We start from the raw sequence: 18,621 nt of genomic DNA on the forward strand, positions 1-18,621 counted from the left end.
AGAAGGGGCGGTCCTGGGGGGCCGCCCTTTCTCATTGGATCAGTATAACCGTGCGCGCAGGCACTGGATCAGCACGCGCGCGCCAGGGCCGATCAGCGCGTCGGGGAAATCGTAATCAGGATTGTGCAGGGCGGGGCGGTCACCCGCGCCCAGAAGCGCCATCGCGGCAGGGCCGTGATCGGCGAAACGCCCGAAATCCTCGGAGGCGCGCATCGGTAGATCGGTCTCGGTGGTCTCGATCCCCTCGGCCCGCAGCGCCGCGCGCAGGATGGCGTTCGCTTCAGGAGCGTTTTCGCAATGGCGAAAGACGTCGTGATAGGTGATCTCGCGCTCCAGACCGAGCGCATCGGCGGCCTCGCGCACCATCGCCTCGGCTTTCTCCACGAGCCCCGCCATCCCCGCATCGCGCTGGGTGCGCAGGGTCGCCCAAAGCTCCGCCGCGCCGGGCGCGACGCCGAAAGCGGGCTCGCCGAGCCGCGCATGGGTGATCGTCACGCGCGCGAAATCGGGATCGCTCTGGTGCAACTCGTTGCCGAGCGCCGTCAGATCGCTCAGCAGTCGGGCCAGTGCCGGAGCGGGGGAGCGACCGCTTTCGGGCAGCGAGGCATGAGCAGTCCACCCGGTGAGCGTGATTTTCATGCCGCGCGAAGCGCAATTCATCACCCCGTCCTGCAGCGCTGCCGCCCCGAAGGGCACGCCGGGCATATTGTGCAGCGCGAAGGACAGATCGGGCGCGATCTCGGCAAAACGCGGATCGGCGATCACGGCCGCAGCCCCCGCGCCGGTCTCTTCGGCGGGTTGGAACAGCAAGATCGCGCGGCCACGCGCGGGACGATTGCGCGACAGCCAGCGCGCCACCCCTGCGAGAATCGCCATGTGACCGTCATGGCCGCATAAGTGCCCCTTGCCGGGAAAGTTCGAGCGGTAAGGCGGCGTGCCGGTCTCGTGGATCGGCAGCGCGTCCAATTCGCAGCGCAGGAGAACCGTCGGACCGGGCTCCGCACCCTCGTAGATCGCGGCGACCCCGTGGCCGCCAAGCTCGGTCAGCGTCCGGTCCGGCGCGGTTGGCAGCAACATCGCGACCACCCGCGCGGCGGTGTCGCGTTCCTCGCCGGAAAGCTCGGGGTCCTGATGCAGACGGTGCCGCCACGCGGTAAATTCCGCGATGTCGGAATTGGTCAGACTGTCGGGCGGGAGGGAGGAGGGCGCGCTGGTCATCGGGCTAATTTGCCCGTTTTTCGGCGCGCCCGCCAGAGGGTGTCACGGCTGCGACGGATCGTCGGGATCGTCCTTGCCGACGCCTTTGAAGATCGGCTTGAGCGGCGCGATCCACAGCAGGCCAAGCACGACATAGACGCCGAACTCGGCCCAGATCGGCAGCCGCCCCCAGCGCGCGCCCGCCCAGTTCACCACCGTCACCGCGACGACGATATAGGCGGGCAGCCCCACGACGAGGGCCAGCAGCGAGAGGCGGCGACGGGCCTTGTAGCTCAGCGCCATCGGATCAATCCGCGAAGGGGTCGGTCACGAGGATCGTGTCGTCGCGCTCAGGCGAGGTCGAGAGCATCGCGACCGGGCAGTCGATCAGCTCCTCGATCCGGCGAACATATTTGATCGCTGCCGCCGGAAGATCGGCCCAGCTGCGCGCGCCTTCGGTCGATTCGGCCCAGCCCTCGATCTCTTCATAGACCGGGATGCAGCGCTTCTGCTCTTCCGCGGCGGTCGGCAGATAGTCGAGCGTCTCGCCGTCGAGCTCATAGCCGGTGCAGATCTTGATCGTCTCGAACCCGTCGAGCACGTCGAGCTTGGTCAGCGCGATGCCGTTCACGCCCGAGATCGCGCAGGTCTGGCGCACCAGTGCCGCGTCGAACCAGCCGCAGCGGCGCTTGCGGCCCGTGACGGTGCCGAATTCATGGCCGCGCGTGCCGAGGCGGTTGCCGTCTTCGTCGTCCAGCTCGGTCGGGAAGGGGCCTTCGCCGACGCGGGTGGTGTAGGCTTTGACGATACCGAGGACGAAATCGATCGCACCCGGACCCATGCCGGTGCCGGCGGCGGCCTGACCCGCGACCACGTTCGACGAGGTCACGAAGGGGTAAGTGCCGAAATCGATGTCCAGCAGCGAGCCCTGCGCGCCTTCGAAGAGGATGCGCTTGCCCTGCTTGCGCTTCTCGTTGAGCACTTTCCAGACCGGGGCTGCGTATTTCAGGATCTCGGGCGCGACGTCCTTGAGCTTTGCGATCAGCGCGTCGCGGTCGATCGCCTCGATGCCGAGACCCTTGCGCAGCGGATCGTGGTGCTGCAGCGCGCGGTCGACGCGGGCTTCCAGCGTCGCGTCGTCCGCGAGGTCTGCCACGCGGACCGAACGGCGGCCCACCTTGTCTTCATAGGCCGGGCCGATGCCGCGACCGGTGGTGCCGATCTTGGTGCCTTTCGAGGCCGCTTCTTCGCGGGCGCGGTCGAGCTCGCCGTGAATCGGCAGGATCAGCGGGGTGTTTTCTGCGATCATCAGCGTCTCGGGGGTGATCTCCACGCCCTGATCGCGGATCTTCTCGATCTCTGCGAGCAGGTGGAACGGGTCGAGCACGACGCCATTGCCGATCACCGAGAGCTTGCCGCCCCGCACCACGCCCGAAGGCAGCGCGTTGAGCTTGTAGACCTTGCCGTCGATCACGAGCGTATGGCCCGCGTTATGACCGCCCTGAAACCGCGCGATCACATCCGCGCGCTCGCTGAGCCAGTCCACGATCTTGCCTTTCCCCTCGTCACCCCATTGGGCGCCGACGACGACGACATTGGCCATTGCTCTCTCCTTGGCAGGTGTAAAACCGCGCGAGGTATAGCGGCTGAGCGCGCGGTGCGAAAGCCCGCATTTGCGAGAGGTGCTTCGCTCTATCCACGCGTGACGCGCGCGCGAGGGGGCAGGCGCCTCCGGCGGGGATATTTGGGCCAAAACGAAGGGGAGGGCGCAGGCAGGCAGCGCGGCTGTGCCGATTTGACCCCGCGAAAGCCGAAAATCCACCTCTGCGGCCTTGCACCCTCAGTCTCATCCGCCTAGATAGGCGCGTCGCAAGAAAGAAGGCCCGACCCGTTCATGGAAAACGTCGTTCTCTCGATCCATCTGATCCTCGCACTGCTGCTGATTGGCGTGGTGCTGCTGCAACGCTCCGAAGGGGGTGGCCTCGGCATGGGGTCGTCCAACAGCTCCGGCGGCGGTGTCGGCGGGCTGATGACCGGTCGGCAGGCGGCCAATGCGCTGACTCGCGTGACCTGGGTTCTGGCCGCTGGCTTCTTCGCGACCTCGGTGACGCTGACGGTTCTGGCCGCGCAGAAAGCGGGCAGCAGCTCGGTGCTCGATAGCGCCGCGCCCGAGCAAAGCGCTCCGGCAGAGACCGCGCCGGCCACTGACACGACCGGCTCGACGCCGTCGCTCGATGTGGTGATGCCGCCGCCGGCAAGCGGGTCGGATTCCTCGACCGGCGGGAACGCGGGCGAAACCACGACGGATACGCAAAGCGGTCCGGTTACGCCGCCCGCCGCCAACTAAGCCGTCACTTCAGCCGACAATCGGTTCGCACCCACAAAAAGTTGCGGGTGCGTCCAATCCAAACTCAATAGCTTGCGGTCTGGTTGCGGGCAGGCCGCGAATCGTGTAAGCATTAAATCCCGTGATCCTGACCCTCTTTGGGGCAGGGAAACCATTCGAATTTCGCAGATCACGGGGGTCTTTATGGCACGTTATGTCTTCATTACCGGCGGCGTTGTCTCGTCGCTCGGCAAGGGTTTGGCATCCGCCGCCCTGGGGGCATTGCTGCAAGCACGCGGCTTTTCGGTTCGGCTGCGCAAGCTCGACCCGTATCTCAACGTCGATCCGGGCACGATGAGCCCGTTCGAGCATGGCGAGGTCTTCGTCACCGATGACGGGGCCGAGACCGATCTCGACCTTGGCCATTACGAACGCTTCACAGGTGTTTCGGCGCGCAAGACCGACTCGATCTCTTCGGGGCGGATCTACACCAATGTGCTCGAGAAGGAGCGCCGTGGCGAATATCTGGGCAAAACGATCCAGGTGATCCCGCACGTCACCAACGAGATCAAGGACTTCCTCGATGTCGGCGATGACGAGGTCGATTTCATGCTCTGCGAGATCGGCGGCACGGTCGGCGATATCGAGGGCCTGCCCTTCTTCGAAGCGATCCGCCAGTTCAGCCAGGACCGTCCGCGCGGCCAATGTATCTTCATGCACCTCACGTTGCTGCCCTATCTGGCGGCGTCGGGCGAGTTGAAGACCAAGCCGACGCAGCACTCGGTGAAGGAACTGCGCTCGATCGGCCTGCAGCCCGACGTGCTGGTCTGCCGCTCGGAGCAGCCGATTCCGGAAAAAGAGCGCGGCAAGATCGCGCTGTTCTGTAACGTGCGCCCCGAGGCGGTGATCCCGGCCTATGACCTGAAGTCGATCTACGAGGCGCCGCTGGCCTATCACCGCATGGGTCTCGATCAGGCGGTGCTGGACGCGTTCGGCATCTCGCCCGCGCCGAAGCCGGAACTGAGCCGCTGGGAAGACGTGATGGATCGTCTCGACCATGCCGAGGGCGAGGTGCGCGTGGCGATCGTGGGCAAATATGTCCAGCTGGAGGATGCCTACAAGTCGATCGCCGAGGCGCTGACCCATGGCGGGATGGCGAACCGGGTCCGCGTGAAGGCGGAATGGATCGACGCGGAGATTTTCGAGAACGAAGACCCCGCGCCCTATCTGGAAAATTACCACGCGATCCTCGTGCCCGGCGGCTTCGGTGAACGCGGCACGGAAGGCAAGATCCGGGCGGCCCAATTCGCGCGCGAAAAGGGTGTGCCCTATCTGGGCATCTGTCTGGGTATGCAGATGGCCGTCATCGAGGCCGCGCGGAACCTCGCGGGCGTCAGCGATGCGGGCTCTGAGGAGTTCGACCACGAGGCGGGCAAGAAGCGCTTCACCCCGGTCGTCTATCACCTCAAGGAATGGGTGCAGGGCAACCACCGGGTCGAGCGCAAGGTGACCGACGACAAGGGCGGCACGATGCGTCTGGGCGCCTATTCCGCCGCGCTGAAAGAGGGCTCGAAGGTCGCCGAGGTCTACGGCTCGACCGATATCGAAGAGCGTCACCGCCACCGCTACGAAGTCGACATCAAGTATCGCGAGCCGTTGGAGAAATGCGGCATGACCTTCTCCGGCATGTCGCCCGATGGCCGCCTGCCCGAGATCGTCGAGCACAAGGACCATCCGTGGTTCATCGGAGTGCAGTTCCACCCCGAGCTGAAATCGAAGCCCTTCGCGCCGCATCCGCTGTTTGCGGGCTTCATCAAAGCCGCGCGGGATCAGAGCCGGTTGGTGTAAACCGGTCTCAAGCTCGAAATCGAAAAAGCCGCGCTCAGCTTTGCGCGGCTTTTTTCTTTTTCTTCTTCGATGGCTTAGGCGCGTGTTTTTCGGCTTTGCCGCCGCCGCGGGCTGGGTCGATCTGGCGGGCAAGCTCGGCCGGGTCGAGGCGGATCAGCGTCTGGATGTAGCCCGAGGCCGCGTCGAGCAGCTCGCACAAGGCCGCCGCGCGCGGATCGGCGCTGCGGGCTTCCAGGGCGGACAGGTGGTCGCGCGCGGGGCCGATGACGCGGCGTTCACGCTCGGCCAGCATCAGCCGCGCCAACTCCCACGGCTCGGTCGGGGCGACGAAGAAATCCTTGCGCGAGCCCGGCGAGCGTGCGGCCTGCACGAGACCCGCATCGCGCAATTCCTTCAACGCGGTCGAGACATTCGAGCGCGACAGGCCAAGCTGCGCTACCAGATCGTCGGCCGAGGGCGCTTGCGCCGCGCGCCAGATCGCGCCGAGGCAGCGGCCCGCGGGGCGGGAAAATCCGAAACGGGGGGCGAGTTCGGCGAAGGCTTCGGGCAGTTCGGTTTCACTCATGCATCCATCCTCTGCCGCCTATTTTCGCCGCTCGGTTACGCGCTGGGTCGGCGCGCCGCGGACAGCCCCGCGATCAGCGCGGCCTCCCCGTCGCCCAAAGTGACCTGCGCGCCCTGCGCTTGCAAGCCGCGGGCGCAAATTTCCGACCAGCCGGGGGCGGAGGCGGAGGACAGAGCCAGCACGGTTTGCCCGAGCCACCACGGTTTCGCCGCGGCGAGTTCCGCGCCGAGGACGGCACCGGCGGCGCGCGGGGTGGGGCGTCCGAGGCTGAGCGGGGCCAATTCGCGGGCGAGGCGTTCGGGGCGCGAAAGGGTATCGGCGAGGGCTGCGTCGAACCCGTCGCCCGCCTCGAGCGGCGCGCCAAGCGCGGCCAGCATCGCGGCGGAGCCTGCGCGCATCGCGCTGACGACTTCACCCGCCGAGATATGCGCCCAGATCGCGCTTGCGCCGCAGATCCAGATCACGCCATCGAATTGCGGGAGGCCTGCGAGGATGCCGGCGATCCGGGCCGCCTCGGGGGCGGTGATCTCGGTGCCGTCGCTGTCTTGGATCAGGCCGGGCAGGGCCGGATAGCTTTGTCCGCCGATCTCGGTCAGCGGCAGCGCGCCCTCAGCGCGCGGCGTGCAGGGCAGGGCGCGCGGGGCGGGGCCTGCAGTGGAGGCCGCCACGATCGCAGCGGCCCCGTCGGGCAAGAGCGGGCGGGCGGCGGGGCCGGATTTGCGGTCGCTCACCGCCCCGTCCGAGACATGTGCGGCGCGCCAGCGCCCGAATTCTTCCGTGAGTGCGATCCAATCAGCCATGGCGCATCAGATCGCACGGAGGTCTTGCGGGATCAACCCTGCGACAGGCAGGCGGTGATCGTGTCCGCCATTCCTTGCATCAGGTCCTCATAGAGACCGGGGCCATAGGTCAGCGCGGTGCCCGAAGGGTCGAGCGACTTGCCGAGCGTCACCGGCGTCCCATCGACGAGGATTTCGACCATCTTCGGGTCGTGGTTCGCTTCCGGGAAGGCGCAGACGGCATTCTTTGCCGAGGCCTCGTCGCGCAGGCTCACCAGATGCGCCGCGCCGGGGGTCGAGGCATCGCTGGGCGAGAGCGCGCCCATGATGGTCAGCCCGTAGTGATCGGCCAGATAGCCATAGGCCGCGTGATAGACGAGGAAGGGCTTGTCCGCGACGGGGGCGAATTCAGCCTTGAGCTTGGCGTCGAGCGTCTCGATCCGCGTCTGCGCCGCTTTGGCATTGGCCGCGTAGGTGTCGGCATGTTCGGGATCGGCCTTGGCGAAGTCTTCGGCGATCAGGCCGAGCCAGAGCTTCGCATTGTCGGGGTCGAGCCACGCATGGGGATCGGTCATCTGATCGACCTCGGCGTGGTCGTCGTGCCCCGCCTCGGCGTGACCCTCGTCCTCGTCGAGATCGGCGCTGTGATCATGCGGGTCTTGCGCAGAGAAGCTGCGCAGCGTCGTTCCGGGCGCGTGAAGCAATTCGACCGATTGCCCCTTCACGCCGACGCCTTCGATGGCGCGTTCGAGCCACGGCGTCAGGCGCGGGCCGACCCAGAAGACGAGATCGGCATCTTGCAGATCGCGCGCTTGGCTCGGCTTCAGCTGATAGTGATGCGCGTCCGAATTCTGACCGAGCAGCACTTCGGGCTGGCCCAGATCGCCCATCACCTGCGCGACGAGCGACTGCACCGGCGGCACATCGGTGACGACGCTGGGCACCTCGGCTTGGGCGAGTGCGGGCAGCGCGACAAGGGCGCTCACGAGAACGGGAAGGGTGGGGCGCATCGGATGTCTCCTGTCCAACTTGATCTGAGGAGCGGAAGATGTATGTTATAAAATCACTCGTCAAGAAGAAATGTGATAAGGTAACGCTCTCGTGGGATCTTCGACCTCTTCCGCCAAGGCTTTCACGCCGCATGACCACAGCCGATGCGCCGGCACCACGCTGGCGCGCGCCGAGGCTGTCGCCGCCGAGAGGGGCGCGCGTCTGACCCCGGTGCGCAAGCGCGCGCTGGAAATTCTGCTGGAAGAACATCGGGCTATGGGCGCCTATGAGGTGCTCGATCGGCTCGCAGAGGATGGGTTCGGCAAGCAGCCGCCCGTGGCCTACCGCGCGCTGGAGTTCCTTGTCGAGCACGGCCTTGCGCATCGCGTGCGTCGCCTGAATGCCTTCGCCGCCTGTATGAGCCCGGGCGAGGAACATGCGCCGTTCTTCCTGATCTGCCGCAACTGTGGCGAGGTCGCCGAGGCCGGGCCCGAAGAGGGGGCCGAAGAGGTGCGCCGCGCCCTGCAGGGCGCGGCCGAGCGGTTGAATTTCCATGTCGAGCGGGCGACCGTCGAGGCGCTGGGGCTCTGCCCAAACTGCGCTGCAGAGGAGGCGCAATGAGCGAATTGATCACGGCGCAGGGCCTGAGCGTGCGTCATGGCGAGGTCGAGGTGCTTCACGGCGTCGACTTCACGATTTCCTCGGGCGAGATCGTCACCGTCGTCGGGCCGAACGGCTCGGGTAAATCGACGCTGATCCGCGCCCTGATCGGGCTGGAGCGTGCCGCGCGCGGCAAGGTGAACCGTCAGGCTGGGCTGCGGATCGGCTATGTCCCGCAAAAGCTGCATGTCGATGTGAGCCTGCCGCTGACGGTGCGCCGCTTCCTGTCGCTGCCCAAGCGCGTTTCGAACGCGCGCGCCGAGGCCGCTCTGGAACGCACCGGCGTCCCGCATCTGGGCGGGCGGCAGATTTCGCGGCTCTCGGGTGGGCAGTTCCAACGGGTGCTTCTGGCGCGCGCCTTGCTGTCGGAGCCGCAGATCCTGATCCTCGACGAGCCGACGCAGGGGCTCGACCAGCCAGGCACGGCAGGGTTCTACAAGCTGATCGAAGAAGTCCGTCAGGAAACCGGCTGCGCGGTGCTGATGGTCAGTCACGATCTGCACGTCGTGATGTCGGCCTCGGATCGGGTGATCTGCCTCAACGGCCATGTCTGCTGTCAGGGCACGCCGAAAGTCGTCTCGGAGGCGCCGGAATATCGCGCGCTGTTCGGGATGGGCACACAAGGGGCCTTCGCGCTCTATCAGCATAGCCACGATCATGGCGAACATGCGGATCACGCGACCTGCAGCCACGATCACGATCACGCCCATGATGCGGCGCAGGACGACACTCAGACCCACGGGCAGGCGCATGTTTGACGATTTTCTTTTCCGCGCGGCGCTGGCCGGGATCGGCCTGACCTTCGCGACTGGGCCTTTGGGCTCTTTCGTGGTGTGGCGGCGGATGGCCTATTTCGGCGATGCAACCGCCCATGCGGCGATCCTCGGCGTGGCGCTGAGCTTCGCCTTCGGTATCTCGGTCTATCTGGGCACGCTTGGCGTGGCGCTGGCGATGGCGCTCACCGTTGCGCGGCTCTCGGGGCGCGGCCATGCGATGGACACGCTCTTGGGGGTGCTCGCCCATTCCGCGCTGGCTTTCGGCCTCGTCGCGGCATCGCTGCAATCGGGGCTGCGGGTCGATCTGTCGGCATGGTTGTTCGGCGATATCCTCGCCGTGTCGCGCAGCGATCTGGCCGTGGTCTGGGGCGGCTCGGCGGTGGTCGTGGCGCTGCTGGCATGGCGCTGGCAGGGGCTGCTGACCGCAACGATCAATGACGAGCTGGCGATGTCCTCGGGGCTCGACCCGCGGCGCGAGCAGATGGCGCTGACCATCGCGCTGGCGCTGACCGTGGCCGTGGCGATCAAGATCGTCGGCGCGCTGCTGATCGCGGCACTGCTGATCATCCCGGCGGCCACGGCGCGGCAATTCGCGCGCGGGCCCGAGGCGATGGCGGCGGGCGCGACCGGGGTGGGGATCGCCTCGGTGCTGCTGGGGCTTTGGGGCTCGTTGCAGTTCGACACCCCCGCCGGTCCGTCGATCGTGGCGGCCTCGACCGTGCTTTTCGTGCTGTCCTTGCCGCTGCGTCGCGCGCGCTAAGCCGCGCTGCCGCTTGCCATTTCCCCTCCCGCGCGGTGAGATGGGCGGCAAAGGAGCCCCGATGGATCACCGCAGTTTCAAGACCCCGGCGCAGGCGTTCATCGACCTTGCCGCAGGCAATCCGCAGCGCCGCATGGCTTTCGATCCCGCGCAGCGGCGCGCGGCGCTGCAGGCGCTCTCGCGGGCGATCCACGATTGCGAGGCGGAGATCCTCGCGGCGCTGGCGGAGGATTTCGCCAAGCCCGAGGCCGAGATCCGCCTGACAGAGATCCTTCCCGTTCAGGCGGAAATCTCCCACGCGCTGCGCAATCTGAAGACGTGGACGCGGGTGCGCCGGGTCCGCCCGACCCGCGCGATGCTGGGCACCCGCGCGCGCATCGTGCCAGAGCCGAAGGGCACTGCGCTGATCATCGCGCCGTGGAATTACCCGCTGGCGCTGTCGCTCGGGCCGCTGGTCTCGGCCATCGCGGCGGGCTGTGCCGCGATTATCAAACCGTCTGAGCTGGCCCCGGCCAGCGCCGCCGTGATCGCGCAGATCGTGGAGGAGGCGCTGCCCGCCGATCTCGTGCGCGTGGTGCAGGGCGGGGTCGAGGTCAGTCAGGAACTGCTAGACCAGCCCTTCGATCATATCTTCTTCACCGGCTCGCCGCGGGTGGGCAAGATCGTGATGGCGGCGGGGGCGAAGCATCTGACTTCGGTGACGCTGGAGCTGGGGGGCAAATCCCCGGTCATCGTCGGCCCCGGTGCGGATCTGAAAAAGACCGCACGGATGATCGCCTGGGGCAAGTTCGCGAATGCAGGTCAGACCTGCATCGCCCCCGATCACGTCTATGTCGCCAAGCAGATCGAGGCCCCGTTCCTCGCCGAGCTGAAAGCCGCGATCGCGCGGATGTATGGTAAGACGGAAGAGGCGCAGGCGGCGTCGCGCGACCTCGCGCGGATCATCAACCCGGATCATTTCGCGCGTCTCATGGGCATGATCGAGAGCGCACAATCCGCTGGCGCAAAGGCGCTGACCGGTGCCACCAGCGAGGCCGAGAGCCGCTATATCGCGCCGACCGTTCTGATGGGCACCGACCCGTCGATGCGCGTCGAGCAGGAGGAGATTTTCGGCCCCGTTCTTCCGGTCATTCCCTTCGACGATGCGGCCGATGTGGTGGCGCGGATCGAGGCCGGGCCGAAGCCGCTCGCCCTTTACATCTTCGAGCGCGACCGCGGGTTGATCGACCGGCTGCGCCGCGCGACCAGTTCGGGCGCGGTGGGCGTCAATGTCGCGCTGGTCCATTACCTGCACCAGAACCTGCCCTTCGGTGGGATCGGGAATTCGGGTGTCGGGGCGGCGCATGGCCATTGGGGCTTCGAGGCCTTTACCCATCTCAAGCCCGTGCTCGAGAACCGGTTCGCGCCGCTTTCGATGCTGATGCCGCCCTATCGCAGCGGGCGCATGGCGAAACTCGCCCAGAAATTCCTGCGCTAATTCCGGCTGCAGGTTTCACGCGTGATCGCGTTCCGCCACAAGCCTGTGTAATCGCTCCGATTGGCGAGATCGCGCCCTAGTTGAGCCCTTGTGATTAATAAGAAACAGGGGATTAACCAATGGCATCAACAGAAACGATGGCCGGAGGAGGCAAACTGCGGCGCGACGCCGGGGTCATCGGGCTGCTCTTTGCGTCCACCACCTCCATGATCGGCTCGGGCTGGCTCTTCGGGGCCTATCACGCCTCGAAAATCGCAGGGCCGCTCTCGGTCTGGTCCTGGGTCGTCGGGGCGGCGATCATCATGCTGATCGCGCTGTGCTTCGCCGAGCTCTCCACGATGTTCTCCAAATCCGGCGCGCTCGTCCATATGAGCCATGCGAGCCACGGCGCGACGCTGGGCCGGCTCTGGGGGTGGATGCTGTTTCTCAGCTATGCGCCGGTGCCTGCGGTCGAGGCCGAGGGCATCGTCACCTATGCCAATAACTACCTGCCGTATTTCCTGCGCGGGGACGGGTCGGGCACGCTGACGCTGGTGGGCTTCATCACGTCCGCGCTGCTCCTGAGCGTGTTGGCGCTGCTGAACCTGCTGGCGATCAAGGCGCTGTTGAAGGTGAACAACACCGTGACATGGTGGAAGATCGCCGTGCCGCTGATCACCGTGGTCGGCCTGATCGCGGCCTCGTCCCATTGGGGCGTCTGGCATGCGGCACCGGGCACCTACAAGGCGCAGGGCATGTTCACCGCCATTCCCGCCGCGGGGATCGTGTTCTCCTTCCTTGGCTTCCGCACTGCGATCGACCTGGGCGGCGAGAGCGCCAATCCGGGCCGCAATATCCCGATGGCGGTCATCGGGTCGGTCATCTTGGCCGCGATCGTCTACGTTCTGCTGCAGGTTGCCTTCATCATGGCGCTCTCGCAGGGCGATCTGGCGAATGGCTGGTCGTCGTTGAGCTTCAAAGGCTCCGCTGGTCCCTTCGCCGGTCTCGCGGCGACGCTGGGCATGGGATGGCTGGCGCTGCTCCTTTACGTCGACGCTTATGTCTCTCCCGGCGGGACGGGGCTGATCTACGTCACCGGCGGCTCGCGTATCCTCTATGCGGTGGGCGACACCGAGAGCGGGCCGAGCGCGCTGACCCATACGACCCGTCACGGCGTGCCGTGGCTGGCGGTCGCGGTGATGTGGGCCGTGGGCGTGTTCTTCCTGCTGCCCTTCCCGGCATGGCAACTTCTGGTGGGCTATATCAGCTCGATCACGGTTCTGACCTATGGCCTCGGTCCGATCGTCCTGATGGTGTTGCGCCGCAGCCAACCCGATGCCGAGCGCGCTTTCCGCCTGAAAGGGGCGGAGTTCCTTGCGCCGCTGGCCTTCATCGCGTCGAACCTCGTCATCTACTGGACGGGTTTCTACACCGACTCGATCCTGTTCGGGATGCTGCTCGGGGGGTTCGCGGTCTATGCGGTCGTCTTCCACGTCGTGCAGAAGAAATCCGCCTCCGAGTTCGGCTGGCGCCATATCGGCTGGCTGGCGCTGTGGTTCGGCGGGCTCTGGGTGATCACCGCACTCGGTACCTCGGATCACGCGCTCAATGTGCTGAACTTCTGGAACGGCATGGGCCTCGTCTCGGTGTGGTCGCTGGTGGTGATCTGGTTCGCGCTGCGCGCGGCGCTGCCCGCCGAGGAGACCGGTGCGCTGATGGAGCGTATCCAGCGCGGCAACTGAGCCTTTGCGAAATGACAAAAGGGCGCGCGGGGAAACTCGCGCGCCTTTCCTATACTCGCTTCACCTTCCAGCGGCGATGGATCCAGAGCCATTGCTCCATGTGCTTGAGGATCATCTCCTCCAGCCCGTCATTGAGCGTCTGCGTCATCGCCTCGGGGGTGCTGTGCGGGACGGGCTTGTCGGCATAGATCTTGAAGTTGAGCCCGTCAGGCTGCCGGATCGCGTAGATCGGCACCAGATCGGCTTTCATCTTCAGCGCCATTTCCGCCGCCGACAGCGGCGTGAAGGCGGGCAGGCCGAAGAAGCTCAGCTCCGCGCCCTTCTTGAAGTGCTGGTCGAAGCCGAAGGCCACCATCCCACCGTCGCGCAGGAATTTCATCATGTCGCCCAGACCCCGGCGCGAGCGCGAGAACAGCGGCTCGGCAATGGCCGAGATGGTCGAGACATATTGCTCGTTGAAGAGCGGGTTGTTCATCGGGCGGTAGATCGCGCCGACCCGGTAGCCGCGCCCGGCCAGCGCTGCGCGCCACGCGTCGTAATTGCCGAAATGGCCTGCCGCGAGGACGACGGGGCGACCCTCGCGATGGGCGGCTTCCAAGGTCTCCGCCCCGGGGCCTTCGATCGGCAGATCGCGCACGCGGGCAACGAATTCCTCGCCCGAATAGATCTCCGCCAGCATCCGGCCCAGATTGTCGGGCATCTCGCGCTGCAGCCGTTTGATCTCGTCTTCCGACAGGTCCGGGCAGGCGATACGCAGGTTCTCGCGGATTTTGCGGGTGAAGCCGAGGATCGGGGCGAGCCGCGCGACCATCCGCCCCGCCGCCGGAATGCGCCGCTCGTAGGGCAGGCGCTGGACCAGCCGCATCACCGCCACGAAGAGGGCGTTCGAGACACGGTCGGACAGGGTGGGTTCGCGGTTTTTCATCGTGTCGAGTGTCAGGCTCTGGCTTGGCGCGCGGCACGGCGCTCGCGCGACCAGACATAGAGGCCTGCCCCCACGATCACAAGCGCCCCGGCCATCGTGAACCCGTCGGGGAACTGCCCGAACATCAGCCATCCCCAGAAGGATGCGAACAGCAGCCCCGAATAGCCGAAGGGCGCGAGCGTCGAGGCTTCGGCCAGTGCGAAGGCGCGGATCAGCAGGAACTGAGACATGCTGCCGGCAAGCCCGAGACCGAGGAAAATCCACAGGTCCGACAGCGCGATCGGCTGCCAGATGAAGGGCAGGGCGAGCGACGAAAGCGCAAGCCCGGTAAAGGCCGACCAAAGCTGCGAGGTGGCCGCGCTATCGCCGCGCAGGTAGCGCGTCAGCAGCACCGCGCCTGCGAAGCTGAACGCGGCCAGCAGCGCCAGAAACGCCGCCGGATGCAGCCCGCCGAAACCCGGACGCAGGATGATCATCGCGCCCATGAAGGCCGCCAGAATGCCGAAGATGCGGTGCGGGCCCAGCCGCTCGCCCAGAAACAGCGCCGCGCCCAGCGTCACGATCACCGGGTTGAGGTCGCCAAGCGCGGTAGCAGTGGCCAGCGGCACATGTTTCAGCGCGTAGAAGAACGACACGATCGCGCCCATCTGGAACAGCGCCCGGCCCAGCTGGAACTTCGGCTGTGCGCTGCGGAGCCTGCGCGGGAGGCTGCCACGATAGATGAAGGCGAGCACGGCGGCATTCACCGCGAAGCGCGCCCAGACGATGAGGAGCGGGTGATAGCCTTGCCCGAGAAGCTTCGCGAATGCGTCCATCAGCGTCAGCATCGAGAACGCGCCAAGCATCAGCGCGATCCCCATCCCGGGACGATCGCCCTCGGGATGTGAAGAGGGGGCCACGCCGGGCCCCCTCGCAGTCGCTTTCAAGCCGGGCAGAGCCATCAGAGGAGGCTCTTGACCTTCTCGGCCACGGCCTCGGGGGTGATCCCGAACTTCTCGTAAAGCTCGCCTGCGGGGGCGGAGGCGCCGAAGCCCTCCATGCCCACGAAGCCGGCTTTCGCCTCGCGGCCACGCTCGCCCAGAAGCCAACGGTCCCACGGCTGGCGCACGGCAGCCTCGACGGCCACGCGGACCGAGTTCGGCGGCAACACGCGCTTGCGATAGGCCTCGTCCTGCTCGGCGAACAGTTCCATGCAGGGCATCGAGACGACACGGGTGCCGATCGCTTCCTTCTGCAGCATCTCGCGGGCTTTCAGCGCGATTTCCACTTCCGAGCCGGTTGCCATCAGGATCACCTGACGCTTGCCGTCGGCCTCGGCCAGAACATAGGCGCCGCGCGCGGTGAGGTTCTGCGGCTTGTACTCGGTGCGCAGCGTCGGCAGACCCTGACGCGACAGCGCCAGAACCGAGGGCGTGCCCTCCTGGTTCATCGCGATTTCCCATGCCTCGGCGGTCTCGATGACATCGGCGGGGCGGAAGGTCAGCGTGTTCGGCGTCGCGCGGCAGATCGCGAGATGCTCGACCGGCTGGTGGGTCGGGCCGTCTTCGCCCAGACCGATGGAGTCATGGGTCATGACATAGACGGTCGGCACTTTCATCAGCGCCGACAGACGCATCGCGCCGCGCGCGTAGTCGGTGAAGCAGAAGAACGTGCCGCCATAGGGGCGCACGCCGCCATGCAGCCACTGGCCGTTCATCGCCGCGGCCATGCCATGCTCGCGGATGCCGTAATGGATGTAGCGGCCCTTGCGGTTCTCCGGGTTGAAGACCGTCATGTCCTTCGACTTCGTGAGGTTCGAGCCGGTCAGGTCGGCCGAGCCGCCGATGGTCTCGGGGCAGGCGGCGTTGATCACGCCCAGCACCATCTCGGACGCCTTGCGGGTCGCGACTTTCGGCGCGGCTTCGGCCTGCTCTTTCTTGAACTTGCGGATCGCGCCGGTGAGCTTCTTCGAGACGCCGCCTTCCATGATGCGGGTGAACTCGGCCTGCTTGGCTGCCGAGAGCTTGCCGAAGCGTTCTTCCCACTCGGCGCGCTCAGCCGCGCCGCGGGTGCCGATCGCTTCCCATTGCGACTTCACGTCGGCGGGGATTTCGAACGGACCGTGATCCCAGCCATAGATCGCCTTGGTGCGCGCGATTTCCTCGTCGCCCAGCGGCGAGCCGTGGGCCGAATAGCTGTCGGCCTTGGTCGGTGCGCCGAAGCCGATGATGGTTTTGCAGTCGACCAGAACCGGACCCTTGGCTTTCTTCGCCTTGGTCAGCGCCTCGTCGATCGAGGCCGGATCGTGGCCGTCGCAGGCAAACACCGTCCAGCCCGACGCCTCGAAGCGCTTGCGCTGGTCGGTCTTGTCGGACATCGACACGCGACCGTCGATGGTGATGTCGTTATTGTCCCACAGCACGATCAGGTTCGACAGTTCCTGCATCCCGGCGAGGCCGATGGCCTCCTGGCTGATGCCTTCCATCAGGCAGCCGTCGCCCGCGATGACCCAGGTGCGGTGATCGACGAGCTTCTTGCCCCATTGCGCGCGCAGCGCCTCTTCGGCGATGGCCATGCCGACCGAGGTCGCGACGCCCTGACCGAGCGGGCCGGTCGTGGTCTCCACCGCGTCGAGCAGGAAGTTCTCGGGGTGGCCCGCGGTCAGCGCGCCCGACTGGCGGAAGTTCTTGATCTGGTCGAGCGTGACCTGCTCGTCGCCGCAAAGATAGAGCAGCGAATAGATCAGCATCGAGCCGTGGCCCGCCGACAGGATGAACCGGTCGCGGTCCGCCCATTTCGGGTTTTTCACGTCGAATTTCAGGTGGTTCTGGAACAGAACGGTCGCCACATCGGCCATGCCCATCGGCATGCCGGGGTGACCGGAATTGGCGGCCTGCACCGCATCCATCGCCAGTGCGCGGATCGCGGAGGCAAGTTTCCAATGCTCAGGATGGGCGGCGCGCAGCTCTTCGATTTCCATGAAACGTCCTTTCGCGGGGCAGCTGTTGGATGGGTCCGCGCCCCTGATAGCAGGGATCGGCCCAAGATCAAGCGCGGCCCACAAGTGCTTGAGGCAAAAGGGTGGGCTTGCCCTGTCGCAAAAGGTTAGACTTAACCAAACCCGCAGTCGGCCGCGATTCGGCCATGGCAAGCGAAAAACATGAGGACGAGGAGGCGCGTATGAGTGACATAGCCGAATACGAACGCCGCATCGCTTTCGCGCTCGAACGGATCGGGCGCGGGGTCGAAGCGCTCAAGCAGCGCGAGGCATTGCAGGCGCAAGGCGCGCAGGATGCCACGCACCAGCCCGAGCCGGAGACCGCACCGCCTGCCGAGGCAGAGCTGCCTCCCGTGCCGGAGGCGCCGCCCGAAGTTGTCGCCGATCCCGCCGAAGTGGCCGAGCTGAAAGCCGCGCTCGCCGCCGAGCAGGAAGCCAATGCGCAGCTTTCTGAGCGCGTCCGCGCGATCCGCGAGAAACAGGACACCACGCTGGGCGCGATGGAGCGCAAATACGGCGCGGCCGTGCGCGCGCAGGAAGCCGCTTTCAAGGAAGTCGCCGCCCTCAAGCAAGCCAACGCGGCGCTGGTCGCGGCCAATCGCAAGCTGATGGACGAGGGCGTGGCCTTCTCCGAGGAGGCGCTGATGGCCGAGCTGCAAAGCCTGCGCGCCGCGCGCGATGGCGAGAGCGCCGAGCTGGAGCAGATCATCGCGGGTCTCGACCCGATCATCGAAGCGGCGAACCGCGAGGAGGAGACCGATGCCTGAGGTGACGATTTCCATCGGCGGCCGCGATTTTCAGGTCGCCTGCCAAGAGGGTGAAGAACATTTCCTGCGCTCTGCCGCCGGGATGCTCGACAGCGAGGCGCAGGTGCTTCTGGGCCAGATCGGGCGGGTGCCCGAGAGCCGGATGCTGCTGATGTCGGGGCTCATGCTGGCCGACAAGGCCGCAGGTATCGAGGACCAGCTGCGCGACGCGATGAACCGTCTGGGCGAATTGCAGGCGAAGATCGACGAGTTGCAGTCGAACCCGGCGCATGTCGAGGTGCCGATCGTGCCGCCCGAAGTGACCGAAACGCTGGCCGAGATCGCCGCGCGCGCGGAGTCGCTTGCCGACCGGGTCGAGGACGACGCGTGAGACGGGAGCTGTTTGGCGCGGCGCTCGCAAGTGTCGCGCTGGCGGGACCGGTCGCGGCGCAAGACGCGGTGCAGGGCACGGCCCCGGATGACGGATCGGTCGAGCGGTTGGAGCCGCTCAATCCGATCGTCGGCGACGGCCCCCCGGCGGTGTTGACCGCCACCTATCACTGCGAACGCGGCGCGGAAGTGCATGCCGCCTATCTCAACGACACCGACCCTCAACGCGCAGTCGTCTTCCTACAGGGGCGGCTGGTTGTGATGAGCCATATCCGCTCCGCCGACGGTGCGAAATATGCCGAGGATGGCGAGGGCGAAGCCGGCTATGTCTGGTGGACGCGCGGCGCGCAGGCGATGCTCGACTGGATCGCCGAGGATGGCGAGGTGCAACCGCTGCTCAGGGCCTGCCGCCAAGAATAAGGGCCGCAACGCGGATCAGCGCGGCGGCCCTCGTCTTGTTCGTTCGGGTAACCTGAAGCGTCGC

At 66.4% G+C, this 18,621-nt stretch carries 19 protein-coding genes; 10 read left to right on the plus strand and 9 right to left on the minus strand.

The window, feature by feature from the left end:
* Nucleotides 1–39 precede the first annotated feature (39 nt).
* The 3 genes from AXZ77_RS05655 to AXZ77_RS05665 are packed head-to-tail and all read right to left on the minus strand — an operon-like array spanning nt 40 to nt 2,800.
* On the minus strand, nt 40–1,218 hold the full coding sequence (locus AXZ77_RS05655) for an amidohydrolase (RefSeq protein ID WP_098410385.1): 1,179 nt from the start codon (nt 1,216–1,218) through the stop codon (nt 40–42).
* A 42-nt stretch (nt 1,219–1,260) separates the two neighbouring features.
* The gene (locus AXZ77_RS05660) at nt 1,261–1,500 is read right to left on the minus strand and encodes a DUF2842 domain-containing protein (RefSeq protein WP_078539696.1); all 240 of its coding nucleotides are present in this window, start codon (nt 1,498–1,500) and stop codon (nt 1,261–1,263) included.
* Between the two features lie 4 nt (nt 1,501–1,504).
* A complete protein-coding gene (locus AXZ77_RS05665) occupies nt 1,505–2,800 on the minus strand; it encodes an adenylosuccinate synthase (RefSeq protein WP_098410386.1) in 1,296 nt (431 codons plus the stop codon).
* 291 nt (nt 2,801–3,091) lie between these two features.
* Between AXZ77_RS05665 and secG the strand changes: the two genes are divergently transcribed.
* Nucleotides 3,092–3,544 (plus strand): preprotein translocase subunit SecG, encoded by a 453-nt coding sequence (gene secG, locus AXZ77_RS05670; RefSeq protein ID WP_098410387.1) that lies wholly within the window; start codon nt 3,092–3,094, stop codon nt 3,542–3,544.
* A gap of 183 nt (nt 3,545–3,727) precedes the next feature.
* Complete coding sequence (locus AXZ77_RS05675; protein ID WP_078519623.1) at nt 3,728–5,371, plus strand: CTP synthase; 1,644 nt, start codon at nt 3,728–3,730, stop codon at nt 5,369–5,371.
* Nucleotides 5,372–5,405: 34 nt separating this feature from the next.
* On the opposite strand, the gene AXZ77_RS05680 is transcribed toward AXZ77_RS05675, so the two are convergent.
* From AXZ77_RS05680 to AXZ77_RS05690, 3 genes are read right to left on the minus strand one after another with little or no spacing between them, the layout of a single operon-like run.
* Nucleotides 5,406–5,936 carry a GbsR/MarR family transcriptional regulator gene (locus AXZ77_RS05680; protein WP_098410388.1) on the minus strand — a complete coding sequence of 177 codons (531 nt, stop codon included), beginning with the start codon at nt 5,934–5,936 and terminating at the stop codon, nt 5,406–5,408.
* 35 nt (nt 5,937–5,971) lie between these two features.
* Entirely contained in the window at nt 5,972–6,736 is a 765-nt protein-coding gene (locus AXZ77_RS05685) for a 2-dehydro-3-deoxygalactonokinase (protein WP_098410389.1), read from the minus strand.
* 32 nt (nt 6,737–6,768) lie between these two features.
* Nucleotides 6,769–7,725 (minus strand): zinc ABC transporter substrate-binding protein, encoded by a 957-nt coding sequence (locus tag AXZ77_RS05690; protein WP_098410390.1) that lies wholly within the window; start codon nt 7,723–7,725, stop codon nt 6,769–6,771.
* A 91-nt stretch (nt 7,726–7,816) separates the two neighbouring features.
* Between AXZ77_RS05690 and AXZ77_RS05695 the strand changes: the two genes are divergently transcribed.
* From AXZ77_RS05695 to AXZ77_RS05715, 5 genes are all read left to right on the plus strand, one after another.
* Nucleotides 7,817–8,326, plus strand: a complete 510-nt coding sequence (locus AXZ77_RS05695) for a Fur family transcriptional regulator (protein WP_098410391.1) — start codon at nt 7,817–7,819, stop codon at nt 8,324–8,326.
* A complete protein-coding gene (locus AXZ77_RS05700; RefSeq protein ID WP_098410392.1) occupies nt 8,323–9,123 on the plus strand; it encodes a metal ABC transporter ATP-binding protein in 801 nt (266 codons plus the stop codon). Before AXZ77_RS05695 ends, AXZ77_RS05700 begins: the two co-directional genes overlap by 4 nt.
* The gene (locus tag AXZ77_RS05705; RefSeq protein WP_078519617.1) at nt 9,116–9,901 is read left to right on the plus strand and encodes a metal ABC transporter permease; all 786 of its coding nucleotides are present in this window, start codon (nt 9,116–9,118) and stop codon (nt 9,899–9,901) included. Before AXZ77_RS05700 ends, AXZ77_RS05705 begins: the two co-directional genes overlap by 8 nt.
* Nucleotides 9,902–9,962: 61 nt before the next feature.
* On the plus strand, nt 9,963–11,378 hold the full coding sequence (locus AXZ77_RS05710; protein ID WP_098410393.1) for an aldehyde dehydrogenase family protein: 1,416 nt from the start codon (nt 9,963–9,965) through the stop codon (nt 11,376–11,378).
* Between the two features lie 119 nt (nt 11,379–11,497).
* Nucleotides 11,498–13,099, plus strand: coding sequence for an APC family permease (locus AXZ77_RS05715; RefSeq protein WP_098410394.1), 1,602 nt, complete (start codon nt 11,498–11,500; stop codon nt 13,097–13,099).
* A 49-nt stretch (nt 13,100–13,148) separates the two neighbouring features.
* On the opposite strand, the gene AXZ77_RS05720 is transcribed toward AXZ77_RS05715, so the two are convergent.
* Genes AXZ77_RS05720 through tkt form a run of 3 tightly spaced genes read right to left on the minus strand, consistent with a single transcriptional unit; the run spans nt 13,149 to nt 16,983 of the window.
* Nucleotides 13,149–14,024: a lysophospholipid acyltransferase family protein gene (locus AXZ77_RS05720; protein ID WP_098410395.1), complete on the minus strand. Its 876-nt coding sequence runs from the start codon at nt 14,022–14,024 to the stop codon at nt 13,149–13,151.
* Nucleotides 14,025–14,035: 11 nt separating this feature from the next.
* Nucleotides 14,036–14,923, minus strand: coding sequence for a DMT family transporter (locus AXZ77_RS05725; RefSeq protein ID WP_176535971.1), 888 nt, complete (start codon nt 14,921–14,923; stop codon nt 14,036–14,038).
* A 41-nt stretch (nt 14,924–14,964) separates the two neighbouring features.
* Complete coding sequence (gene tkt / locus AXZ77_RS05730) at nt 14,965–16,983, minus strand: transketolase (protein ID WP_098410397.1); 2,019 nt, start codon at nt 16,981–16,983, stop codon at nt 14,965–14,967.
* Nucleotides 16,984–17,183: 200 nt separating this feature from the next.
* Between tkt and AXZ77_RS05735 the strand changes: the two genes are divergently transcribed.
* From AXZ77_RS05735 to AXZ77_RS05745, 3 genes are read left to right on the plus strand one after another with little or no spacing between them, the layout of a single operon-like run.
* Nucleotides 17,184–17,768 carry a hypothetical protein gene (locus AXZ77_RS05735; RefSeq protein ID WP_098410398.1) on the plus strand — a complete coding sequence of 195 codons (585 nt, stop codon included), beginning with the start codon at nt 17,184–17,186 and terminating at the stop codon, nt 17,766–17,768.
* Nucleotides 17,761–18,138: a cell division protein ZapA gene (locus AXZ77_RS05740; RefSeq protein ID WP_078519610.1), complete on the plus strand. Its 378-nt coding sequence runs from the start codon at nt 17,761–17,763 to the stop codon at nt 18,136–18,138. Before AXZ77_RS05735 ends, AXZ77_RS05740 begins: the two co-directional genes overlap by 8 nt.
* On the plus strand, nt 18,135–18,557 hold the full coding sequence (locus AXZ77_RS05745; RefSeq protein WP_098410399.1) for an MliC family protein: 423 nt from the start codon (nt 18,135–18,137) through the stop codon (nt 18,555–18,557). The genes AXZ77_RS05740 and AXZ77_RS05745 overlap by 4 nt, the downstream gene beginning before the upstream one ends.
* Nucleotides 18,558–18,621: the final 64 nt, after the last annotated feature.

Source organism: Thioclava sp. ES.031 (genome assembly GCF_002563775.1).
Taxonomy (GTDB): Bacteria; Pseudomonadota; Alphaproteobacteria; order Rhodobacterales; family Rhodobacteraceae; genus Thioclava.